Here is a 26,843-nt window from a genome sequence, read left to right as displayed (position 1 = left end):
GGGAGTCTGGATTCCTGCTTATTAATGACTGGTGCGCCATGTACTTTTATCAACCTGCCCACGGCCACGGACTGCCGCACGACCCGCTCAACGCTATCGTTGGGCCACGCCCTATCGGCTGGATCTCGTCCGTCGATCCCGCAGGGCGACGCAATCTTGCACCCTACAGTTTCTTTAACTGCTTTAACTATCGCCCACCGATCATCGGTTTCGCCAGCAGCGGCTGGAAAGATAGCGTGCAGAATATCGTTGAGACCAAAGAGTTCGTCTGGAACCTGACGACCCGCCCGCTGGCGGTGGCGATGAATGAAACTTCCGCCTCCCTGCCCCACGGCGACGACGAGTTTGCCCGCGCCGGGCTGACCGCCGCCCCGAGCCAGCTGGTCAACGCGCCGCGCGTGGCGGAAAGCCCGGTGAACTTTGAGTGCCGGCTTTCACAGTGCATTCAGCTTACCGGCGCCGACGGTACCGCGGTGGAAACCTGGCTAGTGCTCGGCGAAGTGGTTGGCATTCATATTGATGAATCTCTGCTTGAAGAGGGCATCTACCAGACCGCGCGCGCCCAGCCGGTGCTGCGCGCCGGTGGCCCGTCCGCCTACTACACCATTGATGAGAGCCATCGTTTCGATTTAATTCGCCCCGACGCGCGCCGGGGGTGATTCTCTCTACCCGGGGTCAGCGTGAACGCCTCGCCCGGGCTACAAATTGGGTAGCCCGGCCGAGCGCAGCGACGCAGGGAAAGCCCGCTCCCCCACCGCCATATCGACATCTTTCCCACCCCAGTCCGCCGGATAACATCCGCGCCGGACATCCCGATGAAACGACGAAAACGGCCACTCTGCCACACGCTTCACCCAACCGTGTTTTACCGGATTGAAATAGCAATAATCACAGTGCCGCTGGTAATCGACTGCGTCGCGAATCGTATGCTCCCAGAAGCGTGGCTGCCAGAGATCGCGCTGATTAATCGCCAGCGTAAAGCGCCGTTTTATCTCCCGCCAGCGTAGCGAAAAGTCCGCGTCATCCGGCGGCAAGGTCCAGATACAGTGCATATGTTCCGGCAGCACCACCCATGCATCGACCGTAAAAGGTCGCACGCGCTGGCTTTGGCGTAACGCCGCGATATGGCGAGTGAGAAGATAGCGACGCCGGTTTCTCAGATTGACGGTAAAGAACCAGGTGCCACCACAGAGGTAATGACGACGGTAATGAACCATACGACCTCCTGCATTGGATTTGGTGACGGGGAGCGTAAACATGGGCGTAAGACGCAGCAAGTTAAGCGTTTTGAATATGGATAACGGCACGCAAAATTTTGTTTTAGCCGCCCCGGGGTCGGCATGGATGCCTCGCCCGGGCTACATATTGGGTCGCACGAGCGAGCCCAGGTAGCCCGGGCGAGCGCAAGCGACCCCGGGAAGCCCACAAAATGTAAGCTCAACGTATAAAAAACATTAAAACTGTAAATCAATGTATTTATTTTTAACTCAATGAGTGATAAAAAGTTACGCGTTTTGATAATGCTTCTCACAATCATTATCAACATCATTTAATAAAAATGAAGAAACCTGCAGTGGCAAAGGGGACGAGACGATCCCTATTGTCATTTTTAATGGCTTTTTAAAAATTATAAGATGCTCATTGATATGGAAAAAAATCGCACCACCCCGTTCAGTAACCTGAGTTCTCTCACCTTCTTTACCGGCCTGTGCCTTGGGCTAACCCCCGCCGCTCAGGCGGATGAGGGCAAAGAAAAAAGTACCGGTGATACGCTGGTTGTTGAAGCGCAGGTACCTTCACTGTATGCCCCAACGCAGTCGGCTGACCCGAAATTCAGCCGCCCGATTGCCGACACCACCCGGACGGTCACCGTGATTTCCGAGCAGGTACTCAAGGATCAGGGCGCCACTAACCTGACCGACGCGCTGAAAAACGTGCCGGGCGTGGGGGCCTTCTTTGCCGGGGAAAACGGCAGTTCGTCGACGGGTGATACCATCTATATGCGCTGCGCGGATAACTCTAACAGCATCTATATCGACTGCATTCTTGATATTGGCAGCGTGACTCGCGATACCTTCAACACCGAGCAGGTGGAAGTGATTAAAGGGCCATCGGGTTCCGACTACGGCCGCAGCGCGCCAACCGGATCCATCAATATGATCAGCAAGCAGCCGCGTCTGGACTCGGGCATCGACGCCTCCGCCAGCGTTGGCAGCGCGTGGTATCGACGCGGCACGCTGGACCTGAACGAAGCGATTGGTGAAACCAGCGCTGTTCGTCTGAACCTGATGGGCGAAAAAACGCACGACGCCGGACGTGATAACGTCAAAAACGAACGCTACGGTATTGCGCCGTCCATCGCGTTTGGGCTTGGGACGCAAAACCGTCTGTATCTCAACTATCTGCACGTCAGCCAAAACAACACGCCGGACGGCGGCGTACCAACCGTCGGCCTGCCGGGCTACTCCGCGCCTGACGCTGCGACTTCTGCGCTGAACAGCTCCGGCAAAGTGGATACCCATAACTTCTACGGCACCCGCTCCGACTACGACGACTCCACCACCGACACGGTGACGATGCGTTTTGAGCATGACGTCAACGACAGCACCACCATCCGTAACACCACCCGCTGGTCGCAGATCAAGCAGGATTACATGATGACGGCGATCATGGGCGGCGCGAGCAATATTGGCCGACCGAACCCGGCCGACGTCAACAGCTGGACCTGGACGCGCAACATCAACACCAAAGATGTCAGCAACAAGATCCTCACCAACCAGACCAACCTGACCTCGAAGTTCTATACCGGCGCTATCGGCCACGATATCAGTACCGGCGTAGAGTTTACCCACGAGCAGCAGACCAACTACGGCGTGTACCCGTTCACCGCGCCGCCGGTTAACCTGTATCACCCGGACAGCAATGTCTCATTGGGCAGCCTGCAACGCAGCGGCGCCAACGGCCAGACCGATACGTTCGGAATTTACGCCTTTGATACCCTGCAAATCACCCGTGATTTCGAGCTGAACGGCGGTATTCGTCTGGATAACTACCATACCGAATACAACAGCACCTCACTGTGCGGCGGCACCGGGCGCGGCGCGATCGCCTGCCCGGCGGGCGTGGCGAAAAACTCGCCGGTCACCACCGTGGACGCAACCAAGTCCGATAACCTGGTGAACTGGAAGGCCGGCGCGCTCTACCACCTGACGCAGAATGGCAACGTCTACGTCAACTATGCCATCTCCCAGCAGCCTCCGGGCGGCAGCAACTTCGCGCTGGCGGCGGGCGGTACCGGCAGCAGTGCCAACCGTACCGACTTCAAACCGCAGAAGGCGAAAACCAGCGAAGCGGGTACCAAGTGGGAAATTCTGGATAAGCGCCTGCTGCTTTCCGCGGCTATCTTCCGCACCGACATTGAAAACGATGTGGAAGCCAACGATGACGGCACCTACTCCCAATACGGCACCAAGCGTGTCGAGGGCTATGAGCTGTCCGTCGCGGGTAACATCACCCCGGAATGGCAGGTGATTGGCGGCTTTACCCAGCAGCGTGCGACGGTGCGCGATGGGGCCGACGTGGCGCAGGATGGAAGTGATTCTCTGCCGTACACGCCGGAGCATGCCTTTACGCTGTGGAGCCAGTACCAGGCGACCGAGGCCCTTTCGGTCGGCGCAGGCGCACGCTATATCGGCAGCATGCATCGTGGCAAAGATGGCGCGGTGGGCACGCCAGATTCAACCGATAGCTACTGGGTCGCCGACGCGAAGCTGGGCTACCGCGTCAACAGCAACCTTGACCTGCAGCTGAACGTTTACAACCTGTTTGACACCAACTATGTTGCCTCCATCAACAAGAGCGGCTATCGCTACCATCCGGGCGAACCGCGCACCTTTGTGTTAACGGCTAACGTTCACTTCTAAATGACAGCGTGGGGCGAAAGCCCCACTTTTTTCAGGAGACACCGCCATGATGTACCGAATTCCCGGCGTGCTGAGCGCAGACGAGGTGCGTGACCTTATTGAAGAACTCGACCAGGCAGCGTGGGTGGATGGCCGGGCGACCGTCGGCGCACAGGGCGCGCAGGTGAAAAACAATCAGCAGGTTGATACGCGCAGCGAACGCTATAGGGCGCTTCAGGCCCGCGTGCTGGAAGCGGTGAATCGTCACTCGCTGTTTTTTGCCGCCGCGCTGCCGAAGACGATCTCAAGCCCGCTGTTCAACCGCTATCAGCAGCAGGAAACCTACGGTTTTCACGTCGACGGCGCGGTACGCCAGCATCCCCATAGCGGCTGGATGCGCACCGATCTATCGGCGACGCTATTTTTGTCTGCCCCGGAAAGTTATGACGGCGGCGAACTGACGATTAACGACACCTATGGGCAGCATGCGGTAAAGCTCCCGGCTGGCGACTTGGTGCTCTACCCCTCCAGCAGCCTGCACTGCGTCACGCCGGTGACGCGCGGCGTACGCGTGGCGTCATTTATGTGGATTCAGTCGATGATCCGCGACGATAAGCGCCGCGCGATGCTATTCGAGCTCGACCGTAATATTCAATCGCTCAAGAGCCGTCACGGTGAGTCGGAAGAGGCGCTTTCGCTGCTCAATCTGTACCACAACCTGCTGCGCGAATGGTCTGAGATCTAAAACCCGCGAATATTTCTCAAAATATATGAAAAAGATGGGCGAAAGAAAACAGACGCAGCGCTAATGCTCGCCGCTTCGCTTCCGCCCGTTAAACAAGCAAGATAAAAGCTTACGGTAAACACGCGAATCAGGATATAATCCCAATCAATCGCGGAATTTACAGGTTTTATTACAAATCTATACCGCAACATACAGAGCAATCGGTTATCTTTACGAGTACACTTTTCTGGAAAAAAAGTGGCAAATTGTGCCTTCGCGTCCCCCTCTTCCGACTGATTCAGCGCAAACCCATTCATACCGTGAATAATTTATTAATAATCAATAAATTAATAATCATTCAATTTTTTTGATTGTGGTCATCAATTCTCTTCGATTTATTCCGTCGAATAAAAACGTGATACTTATCACATCGACGAAGACATCGTCCCCCTGAACAGAACCACCTGCGAGAGATGAATATTATGAAAAACGTTAAATATGCTGTTGCTGCCATCGCCCTGTCTGCCCTGTCTTTTGGTGCTTTCGCTGCACAACCTGTCACTCAGGCTCAGGCGCAGGGTATGAATGAAATCGGTACTGTGTCCGTAGACGGCGCAAGCACCCTGGATGGTCTGGAAGCTAAGCTGGCGCAGAAAGCGGCCGATGCTGGCGCTACCGGCTACGCCATCACTTCTGCTAACACCAACAACAAAGTTAGCGGTACTGCGGTTATCTACAAATAATCGCCACCCTCTGTTATACCCCGTGAGCTGACCTCTCGCGGGTGCTCCAACCCTCATTGAACTTGTTGATACCCTTTTTTGCCCGGCTGCCACGCCGGGCTTTTTTTTGCGTAGAATTTAGGAGGACGGAGAAATAGCGTATTGGCACGGTGTGCCCCCTCTCCCTTTTTAGGGGAGAGAGGACTGAGCGGTGGGTTTTTTAAGCCGGGGGGCTAATAAGCCTGCGCGATGCGGGCCAGGCCCGCTTCGATGGAACTAACTTCCCCGGTCGCCAGCAGACAGCAGGCGATCTGAATCTTCAGCGACTGCGGCACCGGCTCGACGCCCGCCACGCAGCGTTCAATCCACAGCGCGGTCGTTTGCGGATCTTTACCCGCGGGCAGCACCACCGTTTCATCCGCCTGCTCGCTCTGGCGCGCGTTCACCACCCGCGCCCCTTCGCCGTCAATCAGGGTAATTTGCGGGCAGCGCAGCGGGTTGGCATACACCTCACCTTCCGTGCCGTGCATCAGCAGGCTGCGCCCGCCGATATCGCCAAAGAACTTCGCGACTTTGCCCACGTATTCCGGGTGCGAGACACTGGACAGACGCAGCGCCGCATCCTCGGCAAAAGGCGTCGCCAGCTTGGCTAGCGTATGCGCGCTGTTGCGTACCCCAAGCTGCCAGCGCAGGTTAAGCTGACGCTCCAGCGGCGGGCAAAGCGCGCCAACCGGGATATAGACCGGCTGATGGCCGTCGAGCTTCGCCTGCGCCTGCCCGGCGTGGCGGGTAGGCTCAATGCCCATCAGCTCAAAAATGGTTTCGGTAATCACGCGCGTCGGATCTTCACTGACCCCGTGTACTACCACCGGGAAGCCCAGCTTATGCAGCAGCATCGCCAATAGCGGCGTCAGGTTGGCCTGCTTGCGCGCCCCGTTATAGCTCGGGATCACGATCGGCATTGGTTTGCCAACCGGTGGCGTCAGGCGCATCATTTTCTGCTGCATCGCTTCATAAAAGCCGAGCATTTCCGCTTCGCCTTCGCCTTTAATGCGCATAGAGAGCAAAATCGCGCCCATTTCCAGATCCGCAACGTCACCATCAAGCATTCGGGTGTACAGGCCGCGCGCGGTGTCCTGATCAAGGTCGCGGGCATGATTTTTACCACGTCCGATTTCTTTGATGATTTTGCGATAATCCATTTTCTGCTCCTTTGCTCGTCGTCGTGCACAACGCAGGCCAGGCTACCGTTTTTTACGGCGTGGCGCTTTGGCTTTCTTTTTGACTTCCGGCACTTCCGGACGTTCGATCGGGAAAACCGGTAACGCATTCAGTAAACGCTGACCGTAGTTTTTGGTCAACAACCGTTTATCGTAGATGACCACCTCGCCCCAGCAGCCATGGCTACGAATCAGGCGCCCGACCTGCTGAATCAGGTTAAACGACGCGCTGGGTAAACTCTGCACCTCAAACGGGTAGCGGTTAAGACTCTTGAGCCACTCGCCTTCGGTAATCACCACCGGGCTGTCGATGGGCGGAAAGGCGATTTTATGAATATGTACCTGACTGAGGAGATCGCCTTTCAGATCCAGCCCCTCTGCGAAAGATTGTAGCCCAACCAGCACGCTGTATTCACCGTTCTCTACCCGCTTGCGGTGAAGCTCGACCAGCCGATAGCGCGGCTGATCGCCCTGCACCAGCAGCATCAGCCGCAGGTCGGTTACGCACTCGAGGAAGCGCTGCATTGCGCGACCGCTGGCAAACAGCACCAGCATGCCGTGATGTTTTTTACGCTCAACCTGCTCGCGGAAATAGGCCGCCATTTCGGCGATATGCTGCTCTTCGTTCTCCATCAGCGGCTCGTACTGCATCTGTGGAATAACGATTTTTCCCTGCTCGACGTGGTTAAACGGCGAGTCCAGCGCCACAAACCGATCGCCGGCTTTTTCTTTCAGCCCGCTCATCTCCTGCAGGCGCGAGAAGCTGTTGAGCGAGCGTAGCGTGGCCGACGTCACTACGATATGCGGCACGCTGCGCCACAGCAGACGCTCAAGCTGATCGCTCACGCGAATACCGACACAGTGGAACCAGACGTGCATCTGCCCGTCGCGCACGTCGCGGGTCGCCCACTTGGTGACCGGCGCGCCCGACGCCTGAGAAAGCGACGCCAACCGCCACAGCTTGCTCTGAGACTCAAACATGCCCAGCGCGCGGTTCATTTGTAAAATCACGCGATGCAAACGCACAATATCGTGGCTGCCGGTTTTCTCGCTGAGATCGTTTAAGAACAGCTCCGCCAGCCCGCGCAGCATTTCGGTAAGCTTCGCCAGGCGCTGGCAAATCTCCATCACTTCGTCGGGCAGCTCGCCCATCGGGAAACGGTGCTCGGCTTCCTGGGTGGCGGGCAGATACAGATTAAGAATGTTATTCAGCGAAGCGATAAGCTCATACAGCTCTTCGCAGTGCGCGGTCAGCCGCTCCGGCAGCGCCAGCGGCGGCGTGGTTTTCGGGCGGAACTGCTCCATGCAGGTCGCCACCAGCTTGCTGAACAGATCGAGCTGGAGCCGATACCACGGCGCGGTAATCTCGGCGCTCATCTCCAGCGCGTCGCGAGCGACGTCCGGCAGGTGATGGCCTTCATCGAGCACCAGCAGCAGGTTTTTCGGCTCTGGCAGCACCGCTTCGCTCTCCATCGCCGCCATCACCAGCGCGTGGTTAGCCACCACCACTTCCGCTTCCTGAATTTCGCGGCGGGCGACAAAGAATGGGCATTCGCGATAATAGTGACAGTTGCGGTTCAGACAGCTGGCTTTATCGGTGCTGAGCCGCCGCCAGAGATCGTCGTTAATGGCAATATCGGTATGGTCGCGCAGGCCGTCCCACTTGTAACCGTCAAGATCGCCCTTCAGCTTTGCGCAGCGCTTTTGTTCTTCCTGGCTGCTCGGCGTCAGCTCATCATCCAGAAACGCGAGCAGATCCTGCTGATTTGGCTCGGTGCTGGCCAGCGCCGCGAGGTTGCGCGGGCACACATAGCGGCCACGACCGAAGGCGGCGGTGAAACGAAGGTCGGGAATGATTTTGCGCAGCAGCGGCAGGTCTTTACTGTAGATCTGATCCTGCAACGCCACGTTGGCGGTGCTGACCACCAGCGTTTTTTGCTCTTCACGGGCAATGGCGATGCCGGGAATCAGGTAGGACAAGGTTTTCCCGACGCCGGTCGGCGCTTCAATCGCCAGATGCCGCCCCTCTTCCCCGGCCAGCGTTTTGGCGACGTCCGCAATCATCTGCCGCTGCGGCGCGCGGGGGATAAAATCGGGGATCTGTTCCTGAAGCGCCTTGTACCAGGCGGCGATTTGCGCTTTCAGCGCAGCGGTCAAAGCCATGAGAAAACCTGAGATACTGTATAAACAGCCACTATTGTGGCATTTTCTGTACGCGGTCGCAAAAAAGAAAGCCCGGCTTTCGGCCGGGCTCGCAATTTACTGTGCTGCTGCGGGTTTACGCGGGCGGCGAGGCGGGCGTGGCTTATCGCCAGCCGGTTTTCCCTCCGCGCTGCGCGGTTTGGCTTTCGGCGCGCCGCCGTCGTTACGACGCGGCGGCTGCTGGCCGCGACCCGCCCCCTGGGCTTGCCCCTGACCGCGGCCACGACCACCGCCGCCGCGCTGCTGACGACCGTTCTGAATCGGCTCCGCTTTAATTGACGGGTCCGGCTCATAGCCCGGCAGCGCAATACGCGGAATTTCTTTCTTCAGCAGGCGCTCGATATCGCGCAGCAGCTTATGTTCATCAACGCACACCAACGACAGCGCTTCGCCGGTCGCCGCCGCACGGCCGGTACGGCCAATACGGTGCACATAGTCTTCCGGCACGTTCGGCAGCTCGTAGTTCACCACGTGCGGCAGCTCTTCGATATCGAGGCCGCGTGCGGCAATGTCGGTGGCCACCAGCACGCGAATATCGCCGGATTTAAAGTCGGCCAGCGCACGCGTACGCGCGCCCTGCGATTTATTACCGTGAATGGCGGCGCTGCGGATGCCGTCTTTATTCAGTTGCTCCGCCAGATGGTTCGCGCCGTGCTTGGTGCGGGTGAACACCAGCACCTGCTGCCAGTTGCCCTCGCCAATCATCTGCGACAGCAGCTCGCGCTTACGCTTTTTATCCACCATATGAACGTGCTGCGTCACCTGCTCGGAGGCGGTGTTACGGCGCGCCACTTCAATTTCCAGCGGGTTGTGCAGCAGTTTTTCCGCCAGACCTTTAATGTCGTCGGAGAAGGTAGCGGAGAACAGCAGGTTCTGACGCTTAGCCGGCAGCCTGGTCAGCACCCGGCGAATATCGTGGATGAAGCCCATATCAAGCATACGGTCCGCTTCATCGAGCACCAGAATTTCCACCTGATCGAGCTTAACAGCGTTCTGGTGTTCCAGATCCAGCAGACGACCCGGCGTGGCCACCAGCACGTCAACGCCGCCGCGCAGCTTCATCATCTGCGGGTTGATGCTCACGCCGCCGAACACCACCAGCGAGCGGATGTTCAGGTATTTGCTGTAATCACGGACGTTTTCGCCAATCTGCGCCGCCAGCTCACGAGTGGGGGTGAGGATCAGCGCGCGCACCGGGCGACGGCCCTTCACGTGCGGCTCGCGGGAAACCAACAGCTGCAGCAGCGGCAGCGTAAAACCAGCGGTTTTACCGGTGCCGGTTTGCGCGCTGGCCATCAGATCGCGGCCCTGCAGTACCGCAGGGATCGCCTGCTGCTGGATGGGGGTGGGTTCGCGGTAGCCTTGCTCAGCAACGGCACGCAGAATATCGGGGTTCAGTCCGAGGGAATCAAAAGACATAAGTACTCCACACCCACCCCGACCGCATGCGGTGTAGTTTTCGAGGGGATAAAAAAACAGGTAATGACAAAAACCACAATGTCATGAAGGGGCGGAGTGTAGCAGTTTTTGTGATACACCGCATAAATTATCCCCTTACGGCGGGAAAACAAGATTATTCACCAGACTGGACAAGCTCAAAATAGCGGCATAATCTTAATCAATCGTTTGATTAATTTTGGCGGTGCCATGATAACCACACCGATAACCAGCAAAGGCGAGCAGGCCAAAAGCCAGCTGATTGCCGCCGGGCTCGCCCAGTTTGGCGAGTACGGGCTGCACGCCACCACCCGCGATATTGCCGCCCAGGCGGGGCAGAATATCGCCGCCATTACCTACTATTTTGGCTCAAAAGAAGATTTATACCAGGCCTGCGCCCAATGGATCGCCGACTTTATCGGCGAGAACTTTCGCCAGCACGCCGAGGCCGCCGAGGCGCTGTTTGCCGCGCCGCAGCCGGATAGAGCCGCCATGCGCGCGCTAATCCTTCACGCCTGCCAGAATATGATCCTGCTGCTGACCCAGGACGACACCCTCAATCTCAGCAAATTTATCTCGCGCGAGCAGCTGTCGCCGACCGCCGCCTATCAGCGGATTCACGATCAGGTGATCGCCCCGCTGCACGCGCACCTGACCCGGCTGATTGCCGCCTATACCGGCTGCGATGCCAACAGCACGCAAATGATTCTCCACACTCACGCCCTGCTCGGCGAGGTGCTGGCGTTTCGCCTCGGGCGGGAAACCATCCTGATGCGCACCGGCTGGACGGGGTTCGACGCCGATAAAGCCGAGCAAATTTTCCAGGTAGTCACCTGCCATATCGATCTGATTTTGCAAGGATTAACCCAAAGGAGTCTGACGTCATGAAAAAACCGGTGGTCCTTATTCTGGCGGTGGTCATCATCGTCGCGCTGATTGGCGGCGGCACGTGGTGGTATCAGAGTCAGCAAAACAACGGGCTGACGCTGTACGGCAACGTGGATATTCGCACCGTGAATATGAGTTTCCGCGTCGGCGGCCGCCTGCAATCTCTGACGGTCGATGAAGGCGATGCCATCAAGCAGGGCCAGACGCTCGGCCAGCTGGATCGGGCGCCGTATGAAAACGCGCTGATGCAGGCCAAAGCCAACGTGGCGACGGCGCAGGCGCAGTACGATCTGATGATGGCCGGCTACCGGGCGGAAGAAATTGCCCAGGCCGCCGCCTCGGTCAAACAGGCACAGGCGGCCTACGACTATGCGCAAAGCTATTTACAGCGCCAGCAGGGGCTGTGGAATCGCAAACTGCTGTCGGCCAACGATCTGGAAAACGCCCGTTCGTCCCGCGACCAGGCGCTGGCGACATTGAAATCCGCGCAGGATAAACTCAGCCAGTACCGTGCGGGCAATCGTCCGCAGGAAATTGCCCAGGCGAAGGCCAATCTGGAACAGGCGCAGGCACAGTTGGCGCAGTCCACCCTCGATTTGCATGACACCGTGCTGACCGCCCCTTCCGACGGCACCCTGCTCACCCGCGCGGTTGAGCCGGGCAGCATGCTGAGCGCGGGCAGCACCGTGCTGACGCTCTCCCTCACCCGCCCGGTATGGGTTCGCGCCTATGTGGATGAGAAAAACCTCAGCCAGGCGCAGCCGGGCAGGGAAATTCTGCTCTACACCGATGGGCGTCCGGATAAGCCGTACCACGGCAAAATTGGCTTCGTCTCCCCCACCGCCGAGTTCACGCCAAAAACGGTAGAGACCACGGACCTGCGTACCGATCTGGTTTATCGCCTGCGCATTATCGTCACCGACGCCGACGACAGCCTGCGTCAGGGGATGCCGGTGACGCTGCAGTTTAACGACGAGCCGCGCCATGAGTGACGAGCAGATTCAACTCCGCGGGCTGATCAAACGCTTCGCCGGGATGGATAAACCGGCGGTCGCCCGGCTGGACTGCACCATCAATGGCGGCTACGTAACCGGGCTTGTCGGCCCGGACGGCGCGGGGAAAACCACCCTGATGCGTATGCTCGCCGGGCTGCTGAAGCCGGACGAAGGCAGCGCCAGCGTGCTGGGGCTGGACCCGATTGCCGACGATAGCGCGCTGCATTCGGTGCTGGGCTATATGCCGCAGAAATTCGGCCTGTATGAAGATTTAACGGTCATGGAGAACCTCAATCTCTACGCCGACCTGCGCAGCGTCACCGGCGAGGCGCGGGAGAATACCTTTGCCCGGCTGCTGGAGTTCACCGCGCTGGGGCCGTTTACCGGGCGTCTGGCAGGAAAACTCTCCGGCGGGATGAAGCAGAAGCTGGGGCTGGCCTGCACGCTGGTCGGCGAGCCGAAGGTTTTACTGCTAGATGAACCGGGCGTCGGCGTTGACCCCATCTCGCGGCGCGAGTTGTGGGAGATGGTGCACGAGCTGGCGGGCGACGGCATGTTGATCCTGTGGAGCACCTCTTACCTCGATGAGGCCGAGCAGTGCCAGGACGTGCTGCTGATGAACGAAGGCGAACTGCTGTATCAGGGTGAACCCACCGCCCTCACCCGTACCATGGCTGGACGCAGCTTTTTGATGCACAGCCCGGCGGAAAATAACCGCAAGCTGCTGCAAAGGGCGCTGAAACAGGAGATGGTCAGCGACGGCATGATTCAGGGGCGTTCGGTGCGCGTGATCCTCAAAAAATCGGCCAGCGTCGAGGATTTAACCGGTGCGCCGGGGATGCCCGAGCTGGAGATCGCGGAGACCACGCCGCGCTTTGAAGATGCCTTTATCGACCTGCTGGGCGGCGCGGGCACGTCGGAGTCGCCGCTGGGGGCGATTCTGCACACCGTCGACGGTTCGCCGGATGAAACGGTGATTGAAGCCAGACAGCTGACCAAGAAATTTGGCGATTTCGCCGCCACCGATCATGTCAACTTCGCCGTCAAGCGCGGCGAGATCTTCGGCCTGCTGGGGCCAAACGGCGCGGGGAAATCCACCACCTTTAAGATGATGTGCGGGCTGCTGGTGCCCACCTCCGGCAACGCGCTGGTGCTGAATATGGACCTGAAAGTCGGTTCGGGTAAGGCGCGCCAGCACCTGGGCTATATGGCGCAGAAGTTTTCGCTGTACGGCAACCTCACCGTCGAGCAAAACCTGCGCTTCTTCTCCGGCGTGTACGGCCTGCGCGGCCGGGCGCAGAATGACAAAATCGACAGCATGAGCAACGCGTTCGGCCTGAAGGCGATTGCCCGCCATACCACCGACGCCCTGCCGCTGGGCTTCAAGCAGCGGCTGGCGCTGGCCTGCTCGCTGATGCACGAGCCGGATATTCTGTTTCTTGACGAACCGACCTCGGGCGTCGACCCCCTCACTCGTCGCGAGTTCTGGCTGCATATCAACAGCATGGTGGAAAAAGGGGTGACGGTGATGGTGACCACCCACTTTATGGACGAGGCGGAATACTGCGACCGTATCGGGCTGGTCTATCGCGGCAAGCTGATTGCCAGCGGCACGCCGGACGATTTAAAAGCTCAGGCGGCGGATGACCAGCAGCCGGATCCGACCATGGAGCAGGCGTTTATTACGCTAATCAACGACTGGGATAAGGAGCATGCCGATGAGCGCTAGAATGCTGTCCTGGCGGCGGGTGCGCGCGCTGTGCGTGAAGGAGACGCGGCAGATCGTTCGCGACCCCAGCAGTTGGCTGATTGCGGTGGTGATCCCGCTGCTGCTGCTGTTTATCTTCGGCTACGGTATTAACCTCGACTCCAGCAAGCTGCGGGTCGGCGTGCTGCTCGAGCAGCAGAGCCAGGAAGCGCTGGATTTCACCCATACCCTGACCGGCTCCCCTTATATCGACGCCACCATCAGCGATAACCGTCAGCAGCTAATTGAGATGATGCAGGCCGGGCGCATTCGCGGGCTGGTGGTGGTGCCGGTAGATTTTGACCGCAAGATGGCCCGACCCGGCGACGACGCGCCGATTCAGGTGATTACCGACGGCAGCGAGCCCAATACCGCTAACTTCGTGCAGGGCTACGTCGAGGGCATCTGGCAAATCTGGCAGCAGCAGCGCGCGGAGGACAACGGTCAACAGTTTGAGCCGCTGATCGACGTGCAGACCCGCTACTGGTTTAACCCGGCGGCCATCAGCCAGCACTTTATTATTCCCGGCGCGATCACCATCATCATGACGGTGATTGGCGCGATTCTCACCTCGCTGGTGATTGCCCGCGAGTGGGAGCGCGGCACGATGGAGGCGCTGCTTTCTACCGAGGTGACCCGCGTCGAACTGCTGTTGTGCAAGCTGATTCCCTACTATTTCCTCGGCATGCTGGCGATGCTGCTGTGTATGCTGGTGTCGGTGTTTATTCTCGGCGTACCGTATCGCGGCTCGCTGCTGATCCTGTTTTTCATCACCAGCCTGTTTTTGCTCAGCACGCTGGGGATGGGGCTGCTGATTTCGACCATCACCCGTAACCAGTTTAACGCCGCCCAGGTAGCGCTGAACGCGGCGTTTCTGCCGTCGATTATGCTGTCCGGATTTATTTTCCAGATAGACAGTATGCCCGCGGCCATCCGGGTGGTGACCTATATCATCCCGGCGCGCTATTTCGTCAGCACCCTGCAAAGCCTGTTTCTGGCGGGCAATATTCCGGTGGTGTTGATGGTGAATACGCTGTTTTTGATCGCCTCGGCGGTGATGTTTATTGGCCTGACGTGGATGAAGACCAAACGTCGGTTGGATTGATTGCTTTTCCCGGGGTCGCTGCGCTCGCCCGGGCTACATTCGTGCCCTGGTAGCGCAGCGACCTCGGGACAACGGAGAACTAACATGCTGTACCGCTTATGGACGCTTATCCGCAAAGAGCTACAGTCGCTGCTGCGCGAGCCGCAAACTCGCGCCATTCTGATTATGCCGGTGCTGATTCAGGTGCTGCTGTTCCCGTTCGCCGCCACGCTGGAGGTGACCAACGCCACCATCGCCGTCTATAACGAAGACAACGGCAAGCACGCCGTCGAGCTGACCCAGCGCTTCGCCCGCGCCAAAGCCTTTACCCACGTGCTGCTGCTGAAAAGCCCGCAGGAGATCCAGCCGACGCTCGATACCCAGAAGGCGCTGCTGCTGGTACGTTTCCCGGCCGACTTTTCGCGCAATCTCGACACCTTCCAGACCGCGCCCATGCAGCTGATACTCGACGGGCGCAACTCTAACAGCGCGCAGATTGCCGCTAACTACCTGCAACAGATCGTCAAAAACTACCAGCAGGAGCTGATGGAAGGCAAAGCGAAGCCGAACAACAGCGAACTGGTGGTGCGTAACTGGTACAACCCGAATCTCGACTACAAGTGGTTTGTGGTGCCGTCGCTGATCGCCATGATCACCACTATCGGGGTGATGATCGTCACCTCGCTGTCGGTAGCCCGCGAGCGCGAGCAGGGCACGCTCGATCAGCTGCTGGTGTCGCCGCTCGCCACCTGGCAGATTTTCGTTGGCAAGGCGGTGCCCGCGCTGATCGTCGCCACCTTCCAGGCCACTATCGTGCTGGCCATCGGCATCTGGGCCTATCAGAGTCCCTTCGCCGGTTCGCTGGCGCTGTTCTACTTCACGATGGTGATTTACGGGCTGTCGCTGGTGGGATTCGGGCTGCTGATTTCTGCGCTGTGCTCTACCCAGCAGCAGGCGTTTATCGGCGTGTTTGTCTTTATGATGCCGGCGATTCTGCTGTCCGGCTACGTGTCGCCGGTTGAGAACATGCCGGTATGGCTCCAGCACTTAACGTGGATTAACCCAATCCGCCACTTTACCGATATTACCAAGCAGATTTATTTGAAGGATGCGAGCTTGTCGATTGTCTGGGGGAGTTTGTGGCCGCTACTGTTCATAGCGGCCACGACGGGATCAGTGGCGTACGCGATGTTTCGCCGCAAGATCGCCTGAGGATTTGTCTTTTACCAGCAGCGAGAACACGGCTGGACCGGCAAGGATAGCCAGCCCGGCCAGCGCCAGCAGGTAGTTGTTGTGCAGCACGCGAGACAGCAGCCACAGGGCAATCATCGCCGCGCCAAAATACCAGGTGGTGGTCAGTTCCTCCAGCACGTCGGCGACCTCGCGCCAGCGCTGCTCATGGTGACGCTGTAGAGCCAGCATCAATAAAACGGTGACGGCGTACAATACGCACAGTCCTAAGCCAACACGCACCAACGCGCCGCTCATCCAGCCCATCACCAGCACGGCGACGACCAGCAAATGCAACATAATCTGCCAGCAACTTAGCCCCGTTGCGACACGAACTCGTTGTTGCCACTTCATGGCTTCTCTCCTGAAGAATTTTATTTGCTTATTCAGAGTACCCGAGTGTACGGAAAATTCCGTAAATGTGGTGCTTTTTGTGACATTGGTGTCACTATTTCGCTCAGGAAGAGAGCGATTTGTTTGTTTTTAGCGCAATCAAGGTATCCAGAAACCGGATAAAATATTCATTACGCCCATTATCAGCCGACGGAAAAAGGCAATCACGCCAAGATAGATCGTCATCGCACCCAGAACGATGCAGCGAGGAAGGGTGTAAAATTCGGCAGCGTACAGTTTACGTGCGTAGCCGTGCAGCGTCTCTTTTTCACAACCGGCCGTGACCGCCCATAGCACGGCGGTGAATAAGCTGTAAAACCAGCGCGATGGTCGGCTATCCAGCAGGCTGTTTACGCCAATTGCAATCAACGTGCCGCAGACGATCATGATGATAATTTGCCTGACGCTGCCTGGATTCATATCAACACACCAGCACAGGCAGGCGCTGACGGCAAACATCGCGCCGGTAATCCCCAGTACGACTACAACTCCCTGCCATGTAAAGATATTTCCCGAAAAAATGCCCGCCAGCGCAATAAATGCCAGATAAAAAACAACCGCTGCGGCCGTGCTTAATCGATGGAGTGGTTCCATTAAATAGTAGCCACCCACGATCAGTAGTAAAAACGCGCCAAAAATCGCGACGGGATGGAGTTCAAGCGCAAAAGCCTCGCAGTAGATGACCGTTGCCCACGTCACTGCTGCCGTTGCCCATAAACCGGCGGCGGTGAGCAGCCAGACGCCGATCATCATTCTGGCGGGGATAACGGTGATTTGATGCTGCCGGATGGCGGAGAAGATGGGCATAAGGGGCTTCCGTGTCGATTTGGCTGATGGCTTAATCTGGCACGGTTGCCCATCGGCAAGCTGCTTTTAATGTGCGTTTGGCATCTGAATGAAATCCGAAAAAAATCCCGGAACTAGTCCGGGATCGTTCAGAAAAATCAGTTATGTTAAATACAGCGTTAGAAATCGCAGATAGACAACCATCGGCCCGCAGTTGAAATACGCCGAAATACCCGCTAAGTTGTGTTGAAAACATCATACTCCATATGGCAAATATTATTTGCGGCTACTGAAAATCATTTTATCGATTAAATCAGGATTAAGACAAAATAATGAAAAAAGAGGCAACTACGTCTTTCAGAAAGTATATCCGGAAACTTTCTAGCATTAAGTTCAACATCAGTTGCTCTTCCATTATGCATAGTGACAATGTACTAGCAATGAGTTAGATAAACTTCCCCCCTGTAAAACTGCTGTATTCTAAAGGCATTGCGTGACAATACTTATATCTCCCCCTACATTCCTCATTATCAGTTTATAAAATCCATTAAAACTATTGGATAATTTATAAATATTTCCTTCTTCATTACCTTCAGGGTAATCATAGCAATGTTCAAAGTGAATATGAGCTCTATCCCAGTAATAGACAGCATCATCATCCTGATTACCGCTAAAGAGAAAAAAATTGCCACCAGGGTCCCCAGCGATAATTAGCGGATTTTGGAAAGCCATAATATCATCTCTAAACCTATTAATATTATCAAGATCAAACTCAACATTCCTGGCTCTAACGCCATAAATCTCTTGAATACTAATTTCTTTAGAATCTACTTTGCTGAATGGTATAACGCAATAGGAATCGCCATTAATAAACATGCCGTTTGATTGTGATAGAAAATCGATGTAACTATCAGGCACCCAAGAATTGTACTTCCCTAAAGTATTCTTAATATCTTCCTTATCAAAAGCACATGACATTTGAATTGACATAAAATCATATCTCCGAACATTTAATTCATTGTTCTAGATTCTAACATTTTCTCCCTGATTTATTTGATGAAAAAGAAACTTTTCTTCTTAATTAATTCCGAAAAAAATCCCGGAACCAGTCCGGGATTTTTTAACTCACTTAGCCTACCTAGCGCCGGTTACCAAAAATCCGCAGCAGCATCAGGAACAGGTTGATAAAGTCGAGGTACAGCGTCAGCGCGCCGAGAATGGCGTATTTGCGCAGGTTCGACGAGTCGCGCACGTCAATCTGCTCGCCGATGTTTTTCAGCTTCTGGGTGTCGTAGGCGGTCAGGCCGACGAAGATCACCACGCCGATATAGGTAATGGCCCACATCAACGCGTCGCTTTTCAGCCAGAAGTTGACCAGCGAGGCCAGCACGATACCAATCAGCCCCATAAACAGCATGCTGCCGAGGCCGCTTAAATCACGTTTGGTGGTGTAGCCGTACAGGCTCATGATGCCGAACATCCCGCCGGTGACCACGAAGGTGCTGGCGATAGATGAATAGGTGTAGACGATAAAAATGCTGGATAGCGTCAGCCCGGTAAGCGCCGAGTAGAGCATAAACAGCGTCGTGGCCATGCCGGCGCTTAAACGCTGCACCATGCCGGAAAGCACGAACACCAGCGCCAGCTGGGCGATGATCAGGCCGAAAAAGGTGATTTTGCTGGAGAAAACAAACATCATCACCGCCGGCGTGTTCGCCGCGTACCACGCAATAAACGCGGTCAGCAGCAGCCCGCAGGTCATCCAGCCGTAAACCTGCGCCATATAGGTTTGCAGACCGCTACGGGCCTGCACGATTGAATCAGAGCGAGGGAATCGATCCATGACGTTCTCCTGAATTGATGAAAGCCTGAAGTAAGTGTAACGCTACCAACGCTCGGCTGCCTGTTTATCGCTGTCGCGCGCTTCCACCCAGCGCTCGCCTTCCGGCGTGGCTTCACGCTTCCAGAACGGCGCGCGGGTCTTTAGATAGTCCATGATAAATTCACCGGCGTCAAAGGCGCTGCCGCGATGGGCGCTGGTGACGCCGACGAAAACAATCTCCTCGCCCGGCCACATCTCGCCGATGCGGTGAATCACGGTGACGCGGCCCAGCGGCCAGCGTTCACGGGCGGCGTCGACGATTTCCGCCAGCGCTTTTTCGGTCATACCCGGGTAGTGCTCAAGGCTCAGCGCCTTCACGCTATCGCCAAGATTATGGTTACGCACTTTGCCGGTAAACGTCACCACCGCGCCATCTTCATCGCGTTCAGCCAGCCAGGGATATTCATCGCCAACGCTAAAGCGTTCATGGCGAACGATAATACGGGTTTCGCTCATGTTACCCTCCCGTCACCGGCGGGAAAAACGCCACTTCATCACCATCGGTAACCGGGTGATCGAAGCTGACCAGCGTCTGGTTCACCGCCGCCAGCAGCTTGCCCTCTTCAAGGGCCAACGACCAGCGCCCTTCCTGCGCGGCCAGATGCTGACGCACGGCTTCCACATTGGCAAATTCAGGCGCCAGCGCCAGCGAGTCCACGCCCACCAGCTCACGAACCTGAGCAAAAAACAGCACATTAATCATGAGTATCCGCCTTGAAATCACCCGATTTACCGCCGCTTTTCGCCAGCAGGCGAACCGGGCCAATCACCATATCTTTTTGTACCGCTTTACACATGTCGTAGATGGTCAACGCAGCGACCGACGCGGCGGTCAGCGCCTCCATCTCAACCCCGGTTTTACCGGTCAGTCGGCACAGCGATTCAATACGCACCCGGTTATGCTCCGGCTGCGCCTGTAAATTCACTTCTACCTTGCTGAGCATCAGCGGGTGGCACAGAGGAATCAGCTCCCAGGTGCGCTTGGCGGCCTGAATACCGGCAATACGCGCCGTGGCAAACACGTCGCCCTTGTGGTGGCTACCGTCGATGATCATCGCCAGCGTTTCCGGCAGCATGGTGACAAACGCTTCAGCGCGCGCTTCGCGGACGGTTTCCGCCTTGGCGGAGACATCCACCATATGGGCTTCACCCGCCGCGTTGATATGGGTTAGTTGCGACATCGGTTATTTCTTCAGATGAGGGTGGAAGTTACACGGACGCGTACGGGCATCCAGCTGCGGGGCGATAATGTTGTCCCACGCGGTACGGCAGGCTTTGGTCGAGCCGGGCATGGCGAAGATCAGCGTGCGGTTGGCCATACCGGCGACGGCGCGCGATTGCAGCGTGGCGGTGCCAATCTCTTCAAACGACAGCATGCGGAACACTTCGCCAAAGCCTTCGATTTCACGGTCAAACAGCGGCAGCAGGGCTTCCGGGGCCTGATCGCCGTCGGTCAGGCCGGTGCCGCCGGTAATCAACACCACCTGCACGTCGTCGCGGGCAATCCAGGCGGAAACCTGGGCGCGGATCTGGTAGCGGTTCTCTTTCACAATCGCCTTATCGACGATCTGGTGACCTGCCTCAAGGGCGGAGTCGCGCAGGAAATGGCCTGAGGTGTCATCCTCTTCGCCGCGGCGGCTGGAAACGGTAAGAATAGCAATGCGTGTCGGGATAAATTCAGCGCTCACCTGACTCATTTGATAGCTCCTTGATGACCAATCATCCACCAATATAGGATAAATTCTGGGTAATTCCGGTATTGCCCTGATGCAGGAAGTGGGTCTGTTTTTTATGGGTTAAGGCTTCGGCAATGCGGTCTTCCAGCGCCTGCTGCTGGGCGTCTTCGGCCAGCAGTTCGCGCAGGTCTACGCCGCCGTCGCCAAACAGGCACAGATGCAGCTTCCCAACGGACGATACGCGCAGACGGTTACAGCTGGCGCAGAAGTCTTTCTCATACGGCATGATTAAGCCGATTTCCCCTTCGTAGTCGGGGTGGCAGAAGACCTGCGCCGGGCCGTCGCTGCGCTGACGGATCTGATGGATCCAGCCGCGTTTGAGCAGCTCGTCGCGCAGCACCATGCCTGAGATATGGTGCTTACGGAACAGCTCGCTGCCCTCGCCGGTTTCCATCAGTTCAATAAAGCGGAGTTGAATGCGGCGCGGTTTGATCCACGCCAGAAAGGTGTCGAGCTGGTGATGGTTGACGTCGCGCATCAGCACGGTGTTAACCTTCACTTTTTCAAAGCCGGCGGTAAAGGCGGCATCGATGCCGTCCATCACCTGGCGGAATTTATCCTGCCCCGTGATCGCGTAAAACTGGCGCGCGTCGAGGCTATCGACGCTAACGTTGAGCGCCGTTAACCCGGCATCACGCCAGGCCGCAACGTCACGCGCCATGCGGTAACCGTTGGTGGTTACCGCAATCTGGCGGATAGAGGCATTTTCTTTCACTGCGGCAATGACGTCGGTAAAGTCGCGGCGCAGCGACGGTTCGCCGCCGGTCAGGCGCACTTTTTCCGTCCCCAGCGCCGAGAAGGCGCGCGTCACCCGACGAATTTCGTCCAGCGACAAAAAGCCGTTGTTGGTGACCCCGTTGGGCTGGTAGCCGTTCGGCAGGCAGTAGGTGCAACGGAAGTTGCAGACGTCGGTAATCGACAGACGCAGATAGAAGAACCTGCGCGCAAACGCATCAGTGAGTTGTGAAGCCATAGACACCTTTCCAGATACGGGAGGCGAGATCATTTCTTCCTTCGCCCTGGCGACAGTGGAAACCGTCGCGGCCAAAGCGCCCTATTTTTCAACTTAGGCGCAGAGGCTAGAGTGTTTTGTTCAGCCAGAAGTATACCGCGTGCTGAACCAGGTTATGCCGAATAGTAGCGCGAGAATAACAGTTTCGCCATTTTCGCTTTCGCTGTATAAACTTATATATAGCGACATGATCGTGCACTTTCCCTACAGAATACGTAAAAATCACGTTTTTGCATTGATATACATCATTTTGCCCGGGACAGAGCATCGTCTTTTAGTGGTAGTTAAGATAATGTAAGCCCATTTTCAGGACATAAGGAAGTTCTATGCGCAATCGCACTTTTGCCGATCTCGACCGCGTTGTGGCGCTGGGCGGCGGGCACGGCCTTGGACGCGTGATGTCATCCCTGTCATCGCTCGGCTCGCGCCTTACCGGTATCGTCACCACCACCGATAACGGCGGGTCTACCGGGCGTATTCGTCGTTCAGAAGGCGGCATCGCCTGGGGCGACATGCGTAACTGCCTCAACCAATTAATTACCGAACCGAGCGTGGCGTCGACCATGTTTGAGTATCGTTTTGGCGGTAACGGTGAACTTTCCGGGCATAACCTCGGAAATCTGATGTTAAAGGCTCTCGATCACCTGAGCGTGCGGCCTTTGGAGGCCATCAATTTAATCAGAAATCTGTTAAAGGTTGAGGCGTCTTTGATTCCGATGTCTGAACAGCCGGTCGATCTGATGGCGATCGACAGCGAGGGGCATGAAATTTACGGCGAAGTGAATATCGATCAGCTGAAGCAACCGCCGCAGGAGCTGATGCTGACGCCGTCGGTCTCCGCCACGCGTGAAGCGGTGCAGGCCATCGCCGAGGCGGATTTAATCCTCATTGGCCCCGGCAGTTTCTACACCAGCCTGCTGCCGATCCTGCTGCTGCCGGAAATTGCTCAGGCCATGCGCCGCACGCCCGCGTCGATGGTGTACATCGAAAACCTCGGCCGCGAGCACAGCCCTGCGGGCAACCTGACGCTCAACGACCGTCTTAACCTGCTGGAGCACGCTATTGGCAAATCGGTGATTGATGCCGTCGTTGTCGGTCCGAAAGCAGACATTAGCGGCGTCGCGGGAAAAGCGATTATCCAGCAGCCGCTGGAGGCCAGCGATATACCGTATCGCCACGATCGCACCCTGCTGCGCGCAGCGCTGGAAGAGGCGCTTCAGGCCATTGGCCAGGTTCCCTTAAAATCTTAAGGTTGTCTTAAAATACCTCAGGCAGCATAGCGAGCATCAATCTTATTAGGTTACCGTTATGCTTCACCTGTTACGTCAACGTCCAACCGTCAGTCGACTGACCTACATTGTGCTGTTCGCGCTCTATATTGCGCTGGCGCTGAACGTCGTTTTTTATCGCCAGGCGTTTAGCCTGCTACCGGTAAACAGCCTGCACAACGCGCTGGTCTTCCTGACCATGCCGTTCGTCGCTTTTGCGGTGATGGCCATTTGCCTGACGCTCGCCTCCGTTATTCGGCTTGAGAAAGTTCTCGTCACGCTATTTATTTTGCTGGGCGCCAGCGCGCAATATTTCATGATGAACTTCGGCATTATTGTCGACCGTTCCATGGTGACCAATATTTTTGATACCACGGCGGCAGAAAGCTATGCCCTGCTCTCCGGACAAATGATCGTCGTGCTGGGCTTTACCGCCCTGCTGTTTATTGCGCTGGCGTGGTGGATTAAAATTAAACCGGCAGCCAGCCTGTGGCGCGGTACTTTAATGCGCGTAGGCACCGTGCTGGTTTCAGCCCTGATTATCGTGCTGGTTGCCGGCCTGTTCTATAAGGATTACGCCTCGCTGTTCCGCAATAATAAAGAGCTGGTGAAATCACTGAACCCCTCAAACAGTATTGTGGCGCTCAACTCCTGGTATTTTCATCACGAGATGGACAATCTGCCGCTGGTAAAAATTGGCGAAGATGCGCAGCAAAAAGCGGCCATGAAAAACGGCCCGCGTAAAAATCTGACCATTATTGTTCTCGGGGAAACCTCGCGCGCCGCGGATTTCTCGCTGGGCGGTTACGATCGCGATACTAATCCGCGCTTAGCCAACGATAACGTGGTCTATTTCCCGAAAACGACCTCCTGCGGTACCGCCACCGCGGTTTCCGTGCCCTGCATGTTCTCCAATATGCCGCGCGCGCGTTACGATGAGTCTCTGGCGCACCATCAGGAGGGCCTGCTGGATATTATTCAGCGCGCGGGGATTCAGGTGCTGTGGAATGATAACGACGGTGGATGCAAAGGTGCCTGTGTCCGCGTGCCGCACCAGGATATGACCGCCATGAAGTTACCCGGCCAATGCATTGACGGCGAGTGCTATGACGAGGTGCTGTTCCACGATTTAGAAAAAACCATCGATAGCCTGCAGGGCGATGGCGTGATTGTGCTGCACACCATCGGCAGCCACGGCCCGACCTATTACAACCGTTACCCGCCGCAGTTCCGCCGCTTTACGCCAACCTGCGATACCAGCGAAATTCAGTCGTGTTCTCAGGAGCAGCTGAAAAATAGTTACGACAACACCATTCTGTACGTCGATTATATTGTGGATAAAGCGATTAAACTGTTACAGGCCAAACAGGATAAATTCACCACCAGCCTGGTTTATCTTTCCGACCACGGTGAGTCGTTGGGTGAAAATGGCGTTTATCTGCACGGTCTGCCGTATTCTATTGCGCCAGAAACGCAAAAACATGTGCCAATGCTGTTATGGTTATCCGATGATTACCAAAAACGTTACGGCGTAAATTACGCTTGCCTGCAACAACAGGCTAAAAAGAATGACTACTCGCAGGATAATCTGTTCTCAACCGTGCTGGGGATGACCGGCGTAGAGACCAGGGAATATCACGCAGCGGATGATATATTAGCCACCTGCAAATAGAGGCGAACGGATGAAAATATTAGTCGTTGAAGATGACACCCTATTGTTACAGGGGCTCATTCTGGCCATGCAGAGCGAAGGATACGCCTGCGACGGTGTCGCCACCGCGCATCAGGCCGCACTGAGCCTCGCCAACGGGCATTATAGCCTGGTGGTGCTGGACCTCGGTTTGCCGGATGAGGACGGGCTGCACTTCCTGCAGCGTATGCGCCAGGAAAAAATGAGCACCCCGGTACTGATCCTCACTGCCCGCGATACCCTGGAAGATCGCGTCAGCGGTCTGGACACCGGCGCCGACGACTATCTGGTCAAGCCGTTCGCGCTGGAAGAGCTGAACGCCCGCATCCGCGCGCTGCTGCGGCGGAACCTGAACCAGGGGGATAACGAGGTCACGGTGGAAAACCTGCGCCTGAACGTCACCCGCCGCCAGGTGTGGCTGGATGACCAGCTGCTTGACCTGACGCCAAAAGAGTACGCCCTGCTCTCGCGCCTGATGCTCAAAGCCGGTAGCCCGGTACACCGCGAGATCCTCTACAACGATATCTATAACTGGGATAACGAACCGGCAACCAACACGCTGGAAGTGCATATCCACAACCTGCGCGACAAAGTCGGCAAAGCCCGAATTCGCACGGTACGCGGGTTTGGCTATCAGCTGGTCAACACCCTTAAGGCAGAGTAACGCATGGCGCTTTTCTCCGTTCGTCAATGGCCGATGCGCCACCAGCTGCTGCTGGCGATTGGCCTGATTCTGGTGGTATTCCAGCTCATCAGCGTGTTCTGGCTCTGGCATGAGAGCAAAGAGCAGATCGAGCTGGAAGTGGCGATGCTGATGCATAACCATAATAACGTCAAACACATTCGCCACGAGGTACGGGAAGCGATCGCCAGCCTGCTGGTGCCAAGCCTGGTGATCATCGGCCTGGCGCTGTACCTGTGTCTACAGGCGGTTAAACGCATCACCCGCCCGCTGGCCGACCTGCAAAAAGAGCTGGATGCGCGTACGCCGGGAAATTTGCAGCCCATCTTTCTCCTGCAGACCACCGTGGAGGTTGAAGCCGTCACCCGCGCCATCAACCAGCTGGTCGAAAACCTGACGCAAACGCTGGATCGCGAACGTCTGTTCACCGCCGACGTGGCGCACGAACTACGCACGCCGCTGGCGGGGCTGAAGCTGCATCTGGAGCTGCTGGAGAAAACCCAGAAACTGAACCTTGCGCCGCTGATTCAGCGCTTAGATCAGATGACCGAAAGCGTGGCGCAGCTGCTGCTGCTGGCGCGCGTCGGCCAGTCGTTCTCGGCGGGAAGCTACCAGCAGGTTAACCTGCTGAGCGACGTGATTGAGCCGCTGAAAGGCGAGCTAGAGACGATGCTGGCGGCGCGGGAACAAACCCTCGCCGTTAACGAGCCGACGCCGACGGTGACGGTTTCCGGTGATGCCACGCTGCTGCGCCTGCTGGTAAGGAATCTGGTGGAAAACGCGCATCGCTATAGCCCGGCGTCATCGACCATCACGCTGTCTCTGGCGGTGGCAAATAAGCCGATGCTGATTGTGGAGGATGAAGGGCCTGGCATTGATGAGTCGAAGGTCGGCGAGCTTAGCCAGGCGTTTGTGCGCATGGACAGCCGCTACGGCGGTATTGGCCTGGGGCTGAGCATCGTCACGCGCATCGCTCAGCTGCATGAGGCGGCATTCTTCCTGCAAAACCGCGACGCCGCAGCCGGGACGCGAGCATGGGTCGAGTTTCAGCCAACGAAGCGCTAAGGCGCTTCAGAAGGTCAGCATCCAGTGGCTCAGGAAGCCGGCAACAATGGCAACGGAAATAAGTAAGGTCAACAGCTGCTGGAAATTCAGATTCGACATAATGCAACCCTCAATGATTTTACCGATAGTATCAGTTGAATTTATTAAGTGAACCTTAAGGCTGACCCACCGCGCGTGA

26 protein-coding genes and 1 riboswitch are annotated in these 26,843 nt (G+C 56.8%); of the genes, 13 read left to right on the top strand and 13 right to left on the bottom strand.

Features of this window, described 5'->3' with window-relative positions:
• The first annotated feature begins 38 nt into the window (after nt 1-38).
• A complete protein-coding gene (locus ACK5JN_RS12970) occupies nt 39-659 on the top strand; it encodes a flavin reductase family protein (protein ID WP_416870564.1) in 621 nt (206 codons plus the stop codon).
• Nucleotides 660-698: 39 nt separating this feature from the next.
• On the opposite strand, the gene ACK5JN_RS12965 is transcribed toward ACK5JN_RS12970, so the two are convergent.
• Entirely contained in the window at nt 699-1,217 is a 519-nt protein-coding gene (locus ACK5JN_RS12965; protein ID WP_416870563.1) for an REP-associated tyrosine transposase, read from the bottom strand.
• A gap of 429 nt (nt 1,218-1,646) precedes the next feature.
• Between ACK5JN_RS12965 and ACK5JN_RS12960 the strand changes: the two genes are divergently transcribed.
• From ACK5JN_RS12960 to ybiJ, 3 genes are all read left to right on the top strand, one after another.
• Nucleotides 1,647-3,923, top strand: a complete 2,277-nt coding sequence (locus ACK5JN_RS12960) for a catecholate siderophore receptor Fiu (protein WP_416870562.1) — start codon at nt 1,647-1,649, stop codon at nt 3,921-3,923.
• Nucleotides 3,924-3,969: 46 nt separating this feature from the next.
• A complete protein-coding gene (ybiX, locus tag ACK5JN_RS12955) occupies nt 3,970-4,647 on the top strand; it encodes a PKHD-type hydroxylase YbiX (protein WP_416870561.1) in 678 nt (225 codons plus the stop codon).
• 461 nt (nt 4,648-5,108) lie between these two features.
• Complete coding sequence (gene ybiJ, locus ACK5JN_RS12950) at nt 5,109-5,369, top strand: DUF1471 family protein YbiJ (protein ID WP_416870560.1); 261 nt, start codon at nt 5,109-5,111, stop codon at nt 5,367-5,369.
• 212 nt (nt 5,370-5,581) lie between these two features.
• Here the strand turns inward: ybiJ and ybiB are convergent, their stop codons facing one another.
• The 3 genes from ybiB to rhlE all read right to left on the bottom strand — a co-directional run bounded on the left by ybiB (nt 5,582) and on the right by rhlE (nt 10,189).
• Nucleotides 5,582-6,550, bottom strand: a complete 969-nt coding sequence (ybiB, locus tag ACK5JN_RS12945; protein ID WP_416870559.1) for a DNA-binding protein YbiB — start codon at nt 6,548-6,550, stop codon at nt 5,582-5,584.
• A 42-nt stretch (nt 6,551-6,592) separates the two neighbouring features.
• Entirely contained in the window at nt 6,593-8,731 is a 2,139-nt protein-coding gene (gene dinG / locus ACK5JN_RS12940; protein ID WP_416870558.1) for an ATP-dependent DNA helicase DinG, read from the bottom strand.
• 96 nt (nt 8,732-8,827) lie between these two features.
• Nucleotides 8,828-10,189 (bottom strand): ATP-dependent RNA helicase RhlE, encoded by a 1,362-nt coding sequence (gene rhlE / locus ACK5JN_RS12935; RefSeq protein WP_416870557.1) that lies wholly within the window; start codon nt 10,187-10,189, stop codon nt 8,828-8,830.
• Nucleotides 10,190-10,417: 228 nt separating this feature from the next.
• On the opposite strand from rhlE, the gene cecR reads away from it, so the two are divergent.
• From cecR to ACK5JN_RS12910, 5 genes are all read left to right on the top strand, one after another.
• The gene (cecR, locus tag ACK5JN_RS12930) at nt 10,418-11,095 is read left to right on the top strand and encodes a transcriptional regulator CecR (protein WP_416870556.1); all 678 of its coding nucleotides are present in this window, start codon (nt 10,418-10,420) and stop codon (nt 11,093-11,095) included.
• Nucleotides 11,092-12,087, top strand: a complete 996-nt coding sequence (hlyD, locus tag ACK5JN_RS12925) for a secretion protein HlyD (protein WP_416870555.1) — start codon at nt 11,092-11,094, stop codon at nt 12,085-12,087. The genes cecR and hlyD overlap by 4 nt, the downstream gene beginning before the upstream one ends.
• Nucleotides 12,080-13,819 carry an ATP-binding cassette domain-containing protein gene (locus ACK5JN_RS12920; protein WP_416870554.1) on the top strand — a complete coding sequence of 580 codons (1,740 nt, stop codon included), beginning with the start codon at nt 12,080-12,082 and terminating at the stop codon, nt 13,817-13,819. The genes hlyD and ACK5JN_RS12920 overlap by 8 nt, the downstream gene beginning before the upstream one ends.
• Nucleotides 13,809-14,942, top strand: a complete 1,134-nt coding sequence (locus ACK5JN_RS12915) for an ABC transporter permease (protein WP_416870553.1) — start codon at nt 13,809-13,811, stop codon at nt 14,940-14,942. The genes ACK5JN_RS12920 and ACK5JN_RS12915 overlap by 11 nt, the downstream gene beginning before the upstream one ends.
• A gap of 84 nt (nt 14,943-15,026) precedes the next feature.
• The gene (locus tag ACK5JN_RS12910; RefSeq protein ID WP_416870552.1) at nt 15,027-16,133 is read left to right on the top strand and encodes an ABC transporter permease; all 1,107 of its coding nucleotides are present in this window, start codon (nt 15,027-15,029) and stop codon (nt 16,131-16,133) included.
• On the opposite strand, the gene ACK5JN_RS12905 is transcribed toward ACK5JN_RS12910, so the two are convergent.
• The 9 genes from ACK5JN_RS12905 to moaA form a co-directional block, all read right to left on the bottom strand.
• Nucleotides 16,095-16,505, bottom strand: coding sequence for a YbhQ family protein (locus ACK5JN_RS12905; protein WP_416870551.1), 411 nt, complete (start codon nt 16,503-16,505; stop codon nt 16,095-16,097). The two genes, ACK5JN_RS12910 and ACK5JN_RS12905, sit on opposite strands and share 39 nt — an antisense overlap.
• Nucleotides 16,506-16,643: 138 nt before the next feature.
• Nucleotides 16,644-17,297, bottom strand: a complete 654-nt coding sequence (locus tag ACK5JN_RS12900; protein ID WP_416870550.1) for a Bax inhibitor-1 family protein — start codon at nt 17,295-17,297, stop codon at nt 16,644-16,646.
• Between the two features lie 513 nt (nt 17,298-17,810).
• Nucleotides 17,811-18,320 carry an SMI1/KNR4 family protein gene (locus ACK5JN_RS12895; RefSeq protein ID WP_416870549.1) on the bottom strand — a complete coding sequence of 170 codons (510 nt, stop codon included), beginning with the start codon at nt 18,318-18,320 and terminating at the stop codon, nt 17,811-17,813.
• A 148-nt stretch (nt 18,321-18,468) separates the two neighbouring features.
• On the bottom strand, nt 18,469-19,173 hold the full coding sequence (locus ACK5JN_RS12890; RefSeq protein WP_065355569.1) for a Bax inhibitor-1 family protein: 705 nt from the start codon (nt 19,171-19,173) through the stop codon (nt 18,469-18,471).
• Nucleotides 19,174-19,215: 42 nt separating this feature from the next.
• Nucleotides 19,216-19,668 (bottom strand): molybdopterin synthase catalytic subunit MoaE, encoded by a 453-nt coding sequence (gene moaE, locus ACK5JN_RS12885; protein ID WP_064548441.1) that lies wholly within the window; start codon nt 19,666-19,668, stop codon nt 19,216-19,218.
• A gap of 1 nt (nt 19,669) precedes the next feature.
• The gene (gene moaD, locus ACK5JN_RS12880) at nt 19,670-19,915 is read right to left on the bottom strand and encodes a molybdopterin synthase sulfur carrier subunit (protein ID WP_064548439.1); all 246 of its coding nucleotides are present in this window, start codon (nt 19,913-19,915) and stop codon (nt 19,670-19,672) included.
• Entirely contained in the window at nt 19,908-20,393 is a 486-nt protein-coding gene (gene moaC / locus ACK5JN_RS12875) for a cyclic pyranopterin monophosphate synthase MoaC (RefSeq protein WP_416870548.1), read from the bottom strand. The genes moaD and moaC overlap by 8 nt, the downstream gene beginning before the upstream one ends.
• Before the next feature lie 3 nt (nt 20,394-20,396).
• Nucleotides 20,397-20,909: a molybdenum cofactor biosynthesis protein B gene (moaB, locus tag ACK5JN_RS12870; protein ID WP_416870547.1), complete on the bottom strand. Its 513-nt coding sequence runs from the start codon at nt 20,907-20,909 to the stop codon at nt 20,397-20,399.
• Between the two features lie 22 nt (nt 20,910-20,931).
• Nucleotides 20,932-21,921, bottom strand: a complete 990-nt coding sequence (moaA, locus tag ACK5JN_RS12865) for a GTP 3',8-cyclase MoaA (protein ID WP_416870546.1) — start codon at nt 21,919-21,921, stop codon at nt 20,932-20,934.
• Nucleotides 21,909-22,045, bottom strand: a riboswitch (molybdenum cofactor riboswitch). (Overlaps the previous gene by 13 nt.)
• 241 nt (nt 22,046-22,286) lie before the next feature.
• On the opposite strand from moaA, the gene yvcK reads away from it, so the two are divergent.
• The 4 genes from yvcK to pmrB are packed head-to-tail and all read left to right on the top strand — an operon-like array spanning nt 22,287 to nt 26,665.
• Nucleotides 22,287-23,210, top strand: a complete 924-nt coding sequence (gene yvcK, locus ACK5JN_RS12860; RefSeq protein WP_416870545.1) for a uridine diphosphate-N-acetylglucosamine-binding protein YvcK — start codon at nt 22,287-22,289, stop codon at nt 23,208-23,210.
• A gap of 58 nt (nt 23,211-23,268) precedes the next feature.
• Nucleotides 23,269-24,900, top strand: coding sequence for a phosphoethanolamine transferase EptA (gene eptA / locus ACK5JN_RS12855; protein WP_416870544.1), 1,632 nt, complete (start codon nt 23,269-23,271; stop codon nt 24,898-24,900).
• A 10-nt stretch (nt 24,901-24,910) separates the two neighbouring features.
• Nucleotides 24,911-25,582, top strand: a complete 672-nt coding sequence (pmrA, locus tag ACK5JN_RS12850) for a two-component system response regulator PmrA (protein ID WP_416870543.1) — start codon at nt 24,911-24,913, stop codon at nt 25,580-25,582.
• Nucleotides 25,583-25,585: 3 nt separating this feature from the next.
• Nucleotides 25,586-26,665: a two-component system sensor histidine kinase PmrB gene (gene pmrB, locus ACK5JN_RS12845; protein WP_416870542.1), complete on the top strand. Its 1,080-nt coding sequence runs from the start codon at nt 25,586-25,588 to the stop codon at nt 26,663-26,665.
• Nucleotides 26,666-26,843 lie beyond the last annotated feature (178 nt).

It is taken from the genome of Kluyvera sp. (assembly GCF_047971185.1).
Taxonomy (GTDB): domain Bacteria; phylum Pseudomonadota; class Gammaproteobacteria; order Enterobacterales; family Enterobacteriaceae; genus Kluyvera.
This window is presented reverse-complemented; position numbering and strand designations above follow the sequence as displayed.

Excerpts from the sequence above, each read along its gene's own strand:
- ACK5JN_RS12960 (WP_416870562.1), top strand. The coding sequence starts at position 1,647 with ATGGAAAAAAATCGCACCACCCCGTTCAGTAACCTGAGTTCTCTCACC.
- ACK5JN_RS12900 (WP_416870550.1), bottom strand. The coding sequence starts at position 17,297 with ATGATGATCGGCGTCTGGCTGCTCACCGCCGCCGGTTTATGGGCAACG.
- pmrB (WP_416870542.1), top strand. The coding sequence starts at position 25,586 with ATGGCGCTTTTCTCCGTTCGTCAATGGCCGATGCGCCACCAGCTGCTG.
- ybiB (WP_416870559.1), bottom strand. The coding sequence starts at position 6,550 with ATGGATTATCGCAAAATCATCAAAGAAATCGGACGTGGTAAAAATCAT.
- ACK5JN_RS12970 (WP_416870564.1), top strand. The coding sequence starts at position 39 with ATGTACTTTTATCAACCTGCCCACGGCCACGGACTGCCGCACGACCCG.
- ACK5JN_RS12895 (WP_416870549.1), bottom strand. The coding sequence starts at position 18,320 with ATGTCAATTCAAATGTCATGTGCTTTTGATAAGGAAGATATTAAGAAT.
- ybiX (WP_416870561.1), top strand. The coding sequence starts at position 3,970 with ATGATGTACCGAATTCCCGGCGTGCTGAGCGCAGACGAGGTGCGTGAC.
- moaC (WP_416870548.1), bottom strand. The coding sequence starts at position 20,393 with ATGTCGCAACTAACCCATATCAACGCGGCGGGTGAAGCCCATATGGTG.
- hlyD (WP_416870555.1), top strand. The coding sequence starts at position 11,092 with ATGAAAAAACCGGTGGTCCTTATTCTGGCGGTGGTCATCATCGTCGCG.
- ACK5JN_RS12920 (WP_416870554.1), top strand. The coding sequence starts at position 12,080 with ATGAGTGACGAGCAGATTCAACTCCGCGGGCTGATCAAACGCTTCGCC.
- moaD (WP_064548439.1), bottom strand. The coding sequence starts at position 19,915 with ATGATTAATGTGCTGTTTTTTGCTCAGGTTCGTGAGCTGGTGGGCGTG.
- ACK5JN_RS12915 (WP_416870553.1), top strand. The coding sequence starts at position 13,809 with ATGAGCGCTAGAATGCTGTCCTGGCGGCGGGTGCGCGCGCTGTGCGTG.
- yvcK (WP_416870545.1), top strand. The coding sequence starts at position 22,287 with ATGCGCAATCGCACTTTTGCCGATCTCGACCGCGTTGTGGCGCTGGGC.
- moaA (WP_416870546.1), bottom strand. The coding sequence starts at position 21,921 with ATGGCTTCACAACTCACTGATGCGTTTGCGCGCAGGTTCTTCTATCTG.
- ACK5JN_RS12910 (WP_416870552.1), top strand. The coding sequence starts at position 15,027 with ATGCTGTACCGCTTATGGACGCTTATCCGCAAAGAGCTACAGTCGCTG.
- moaB (WP_416870547.1), bottom strand. The coding sequence starts at position 20,909 with ATGAGTCAGGTGAGCGCTGAATTTATCCCGACACGCATTGCTATTCTT.
- moaE (WP_064548441.1), bottom strand. The coding sequence starts at position 19,668 with ATGAGCGAAACCCGTATTATCGTTCGCCATGAACGCTTTAGCGTTGGC.
- ybiJ (WP_416870560.1), top strand. The coding sequence starts at position 5,109 with ATGAAAAACGTTAAATATGCTGTTGCTGCCATCGCCCTGTCTGCCCTG.
- ACK5JN_RS12890 (WP_065355569.1), bottom strand. The coding sequence starts at position 19,173 with ATGGATCGATTCCCTCGCTCTGATTCAATCGTGCAGGCCCGTAGCGGT.
- rhlE (WP_416870557.1), bottom strand. The coding sequence starts at position 10,189 with ATGTCTTTTGATTCCCTCGGACTGAACCCCGATATTCTGCGTGCCGTT.
- pmrA (WP_416870543.1), top strand. The coding sequence starts at position 24,911 with ATGAAAATATTAGTCGTTGAAGATGACACCCTATTGTTACAGGGGCTC.
- eptA (WP_416870544.1), top strand. The coding sequence starts at position 23,269 with ATGCTTCACCTGTTACGTCAACGTCCAACCGTCAGTCGACTGACCTAC.
- dinG (WP_416870558.1), bottom strand. The coding sequence starts at position 8,731 with ATGGCTTTGACCGCTGCGCTGAAAGCGCAAATCGCCGCCTGGTACAAG.
- ACK5JN_RS12965 (WP_416870563.1), bottom strand. The coding sequence starts at position 1,217 with ATGGTTCATTACCGTCGTCATTACCTCTGTGGTGGCACCTGGTTCTTT.
- ACK5JN_RS12905 (WP_416870551.1), bottom strand. The coding sequence starts at position 16,505 with ATGAAGTGGCAACAACGAGTTCGTGTCGCAACGGGGCTAAGTTGCTGG.
- cecR (WP_416870556.1), top strand. The coding sequence starts at position 10,418 with ATGATAACCACACCGATAACCAGCAAAGGCGAGCAGGCCAAAAGCCAG.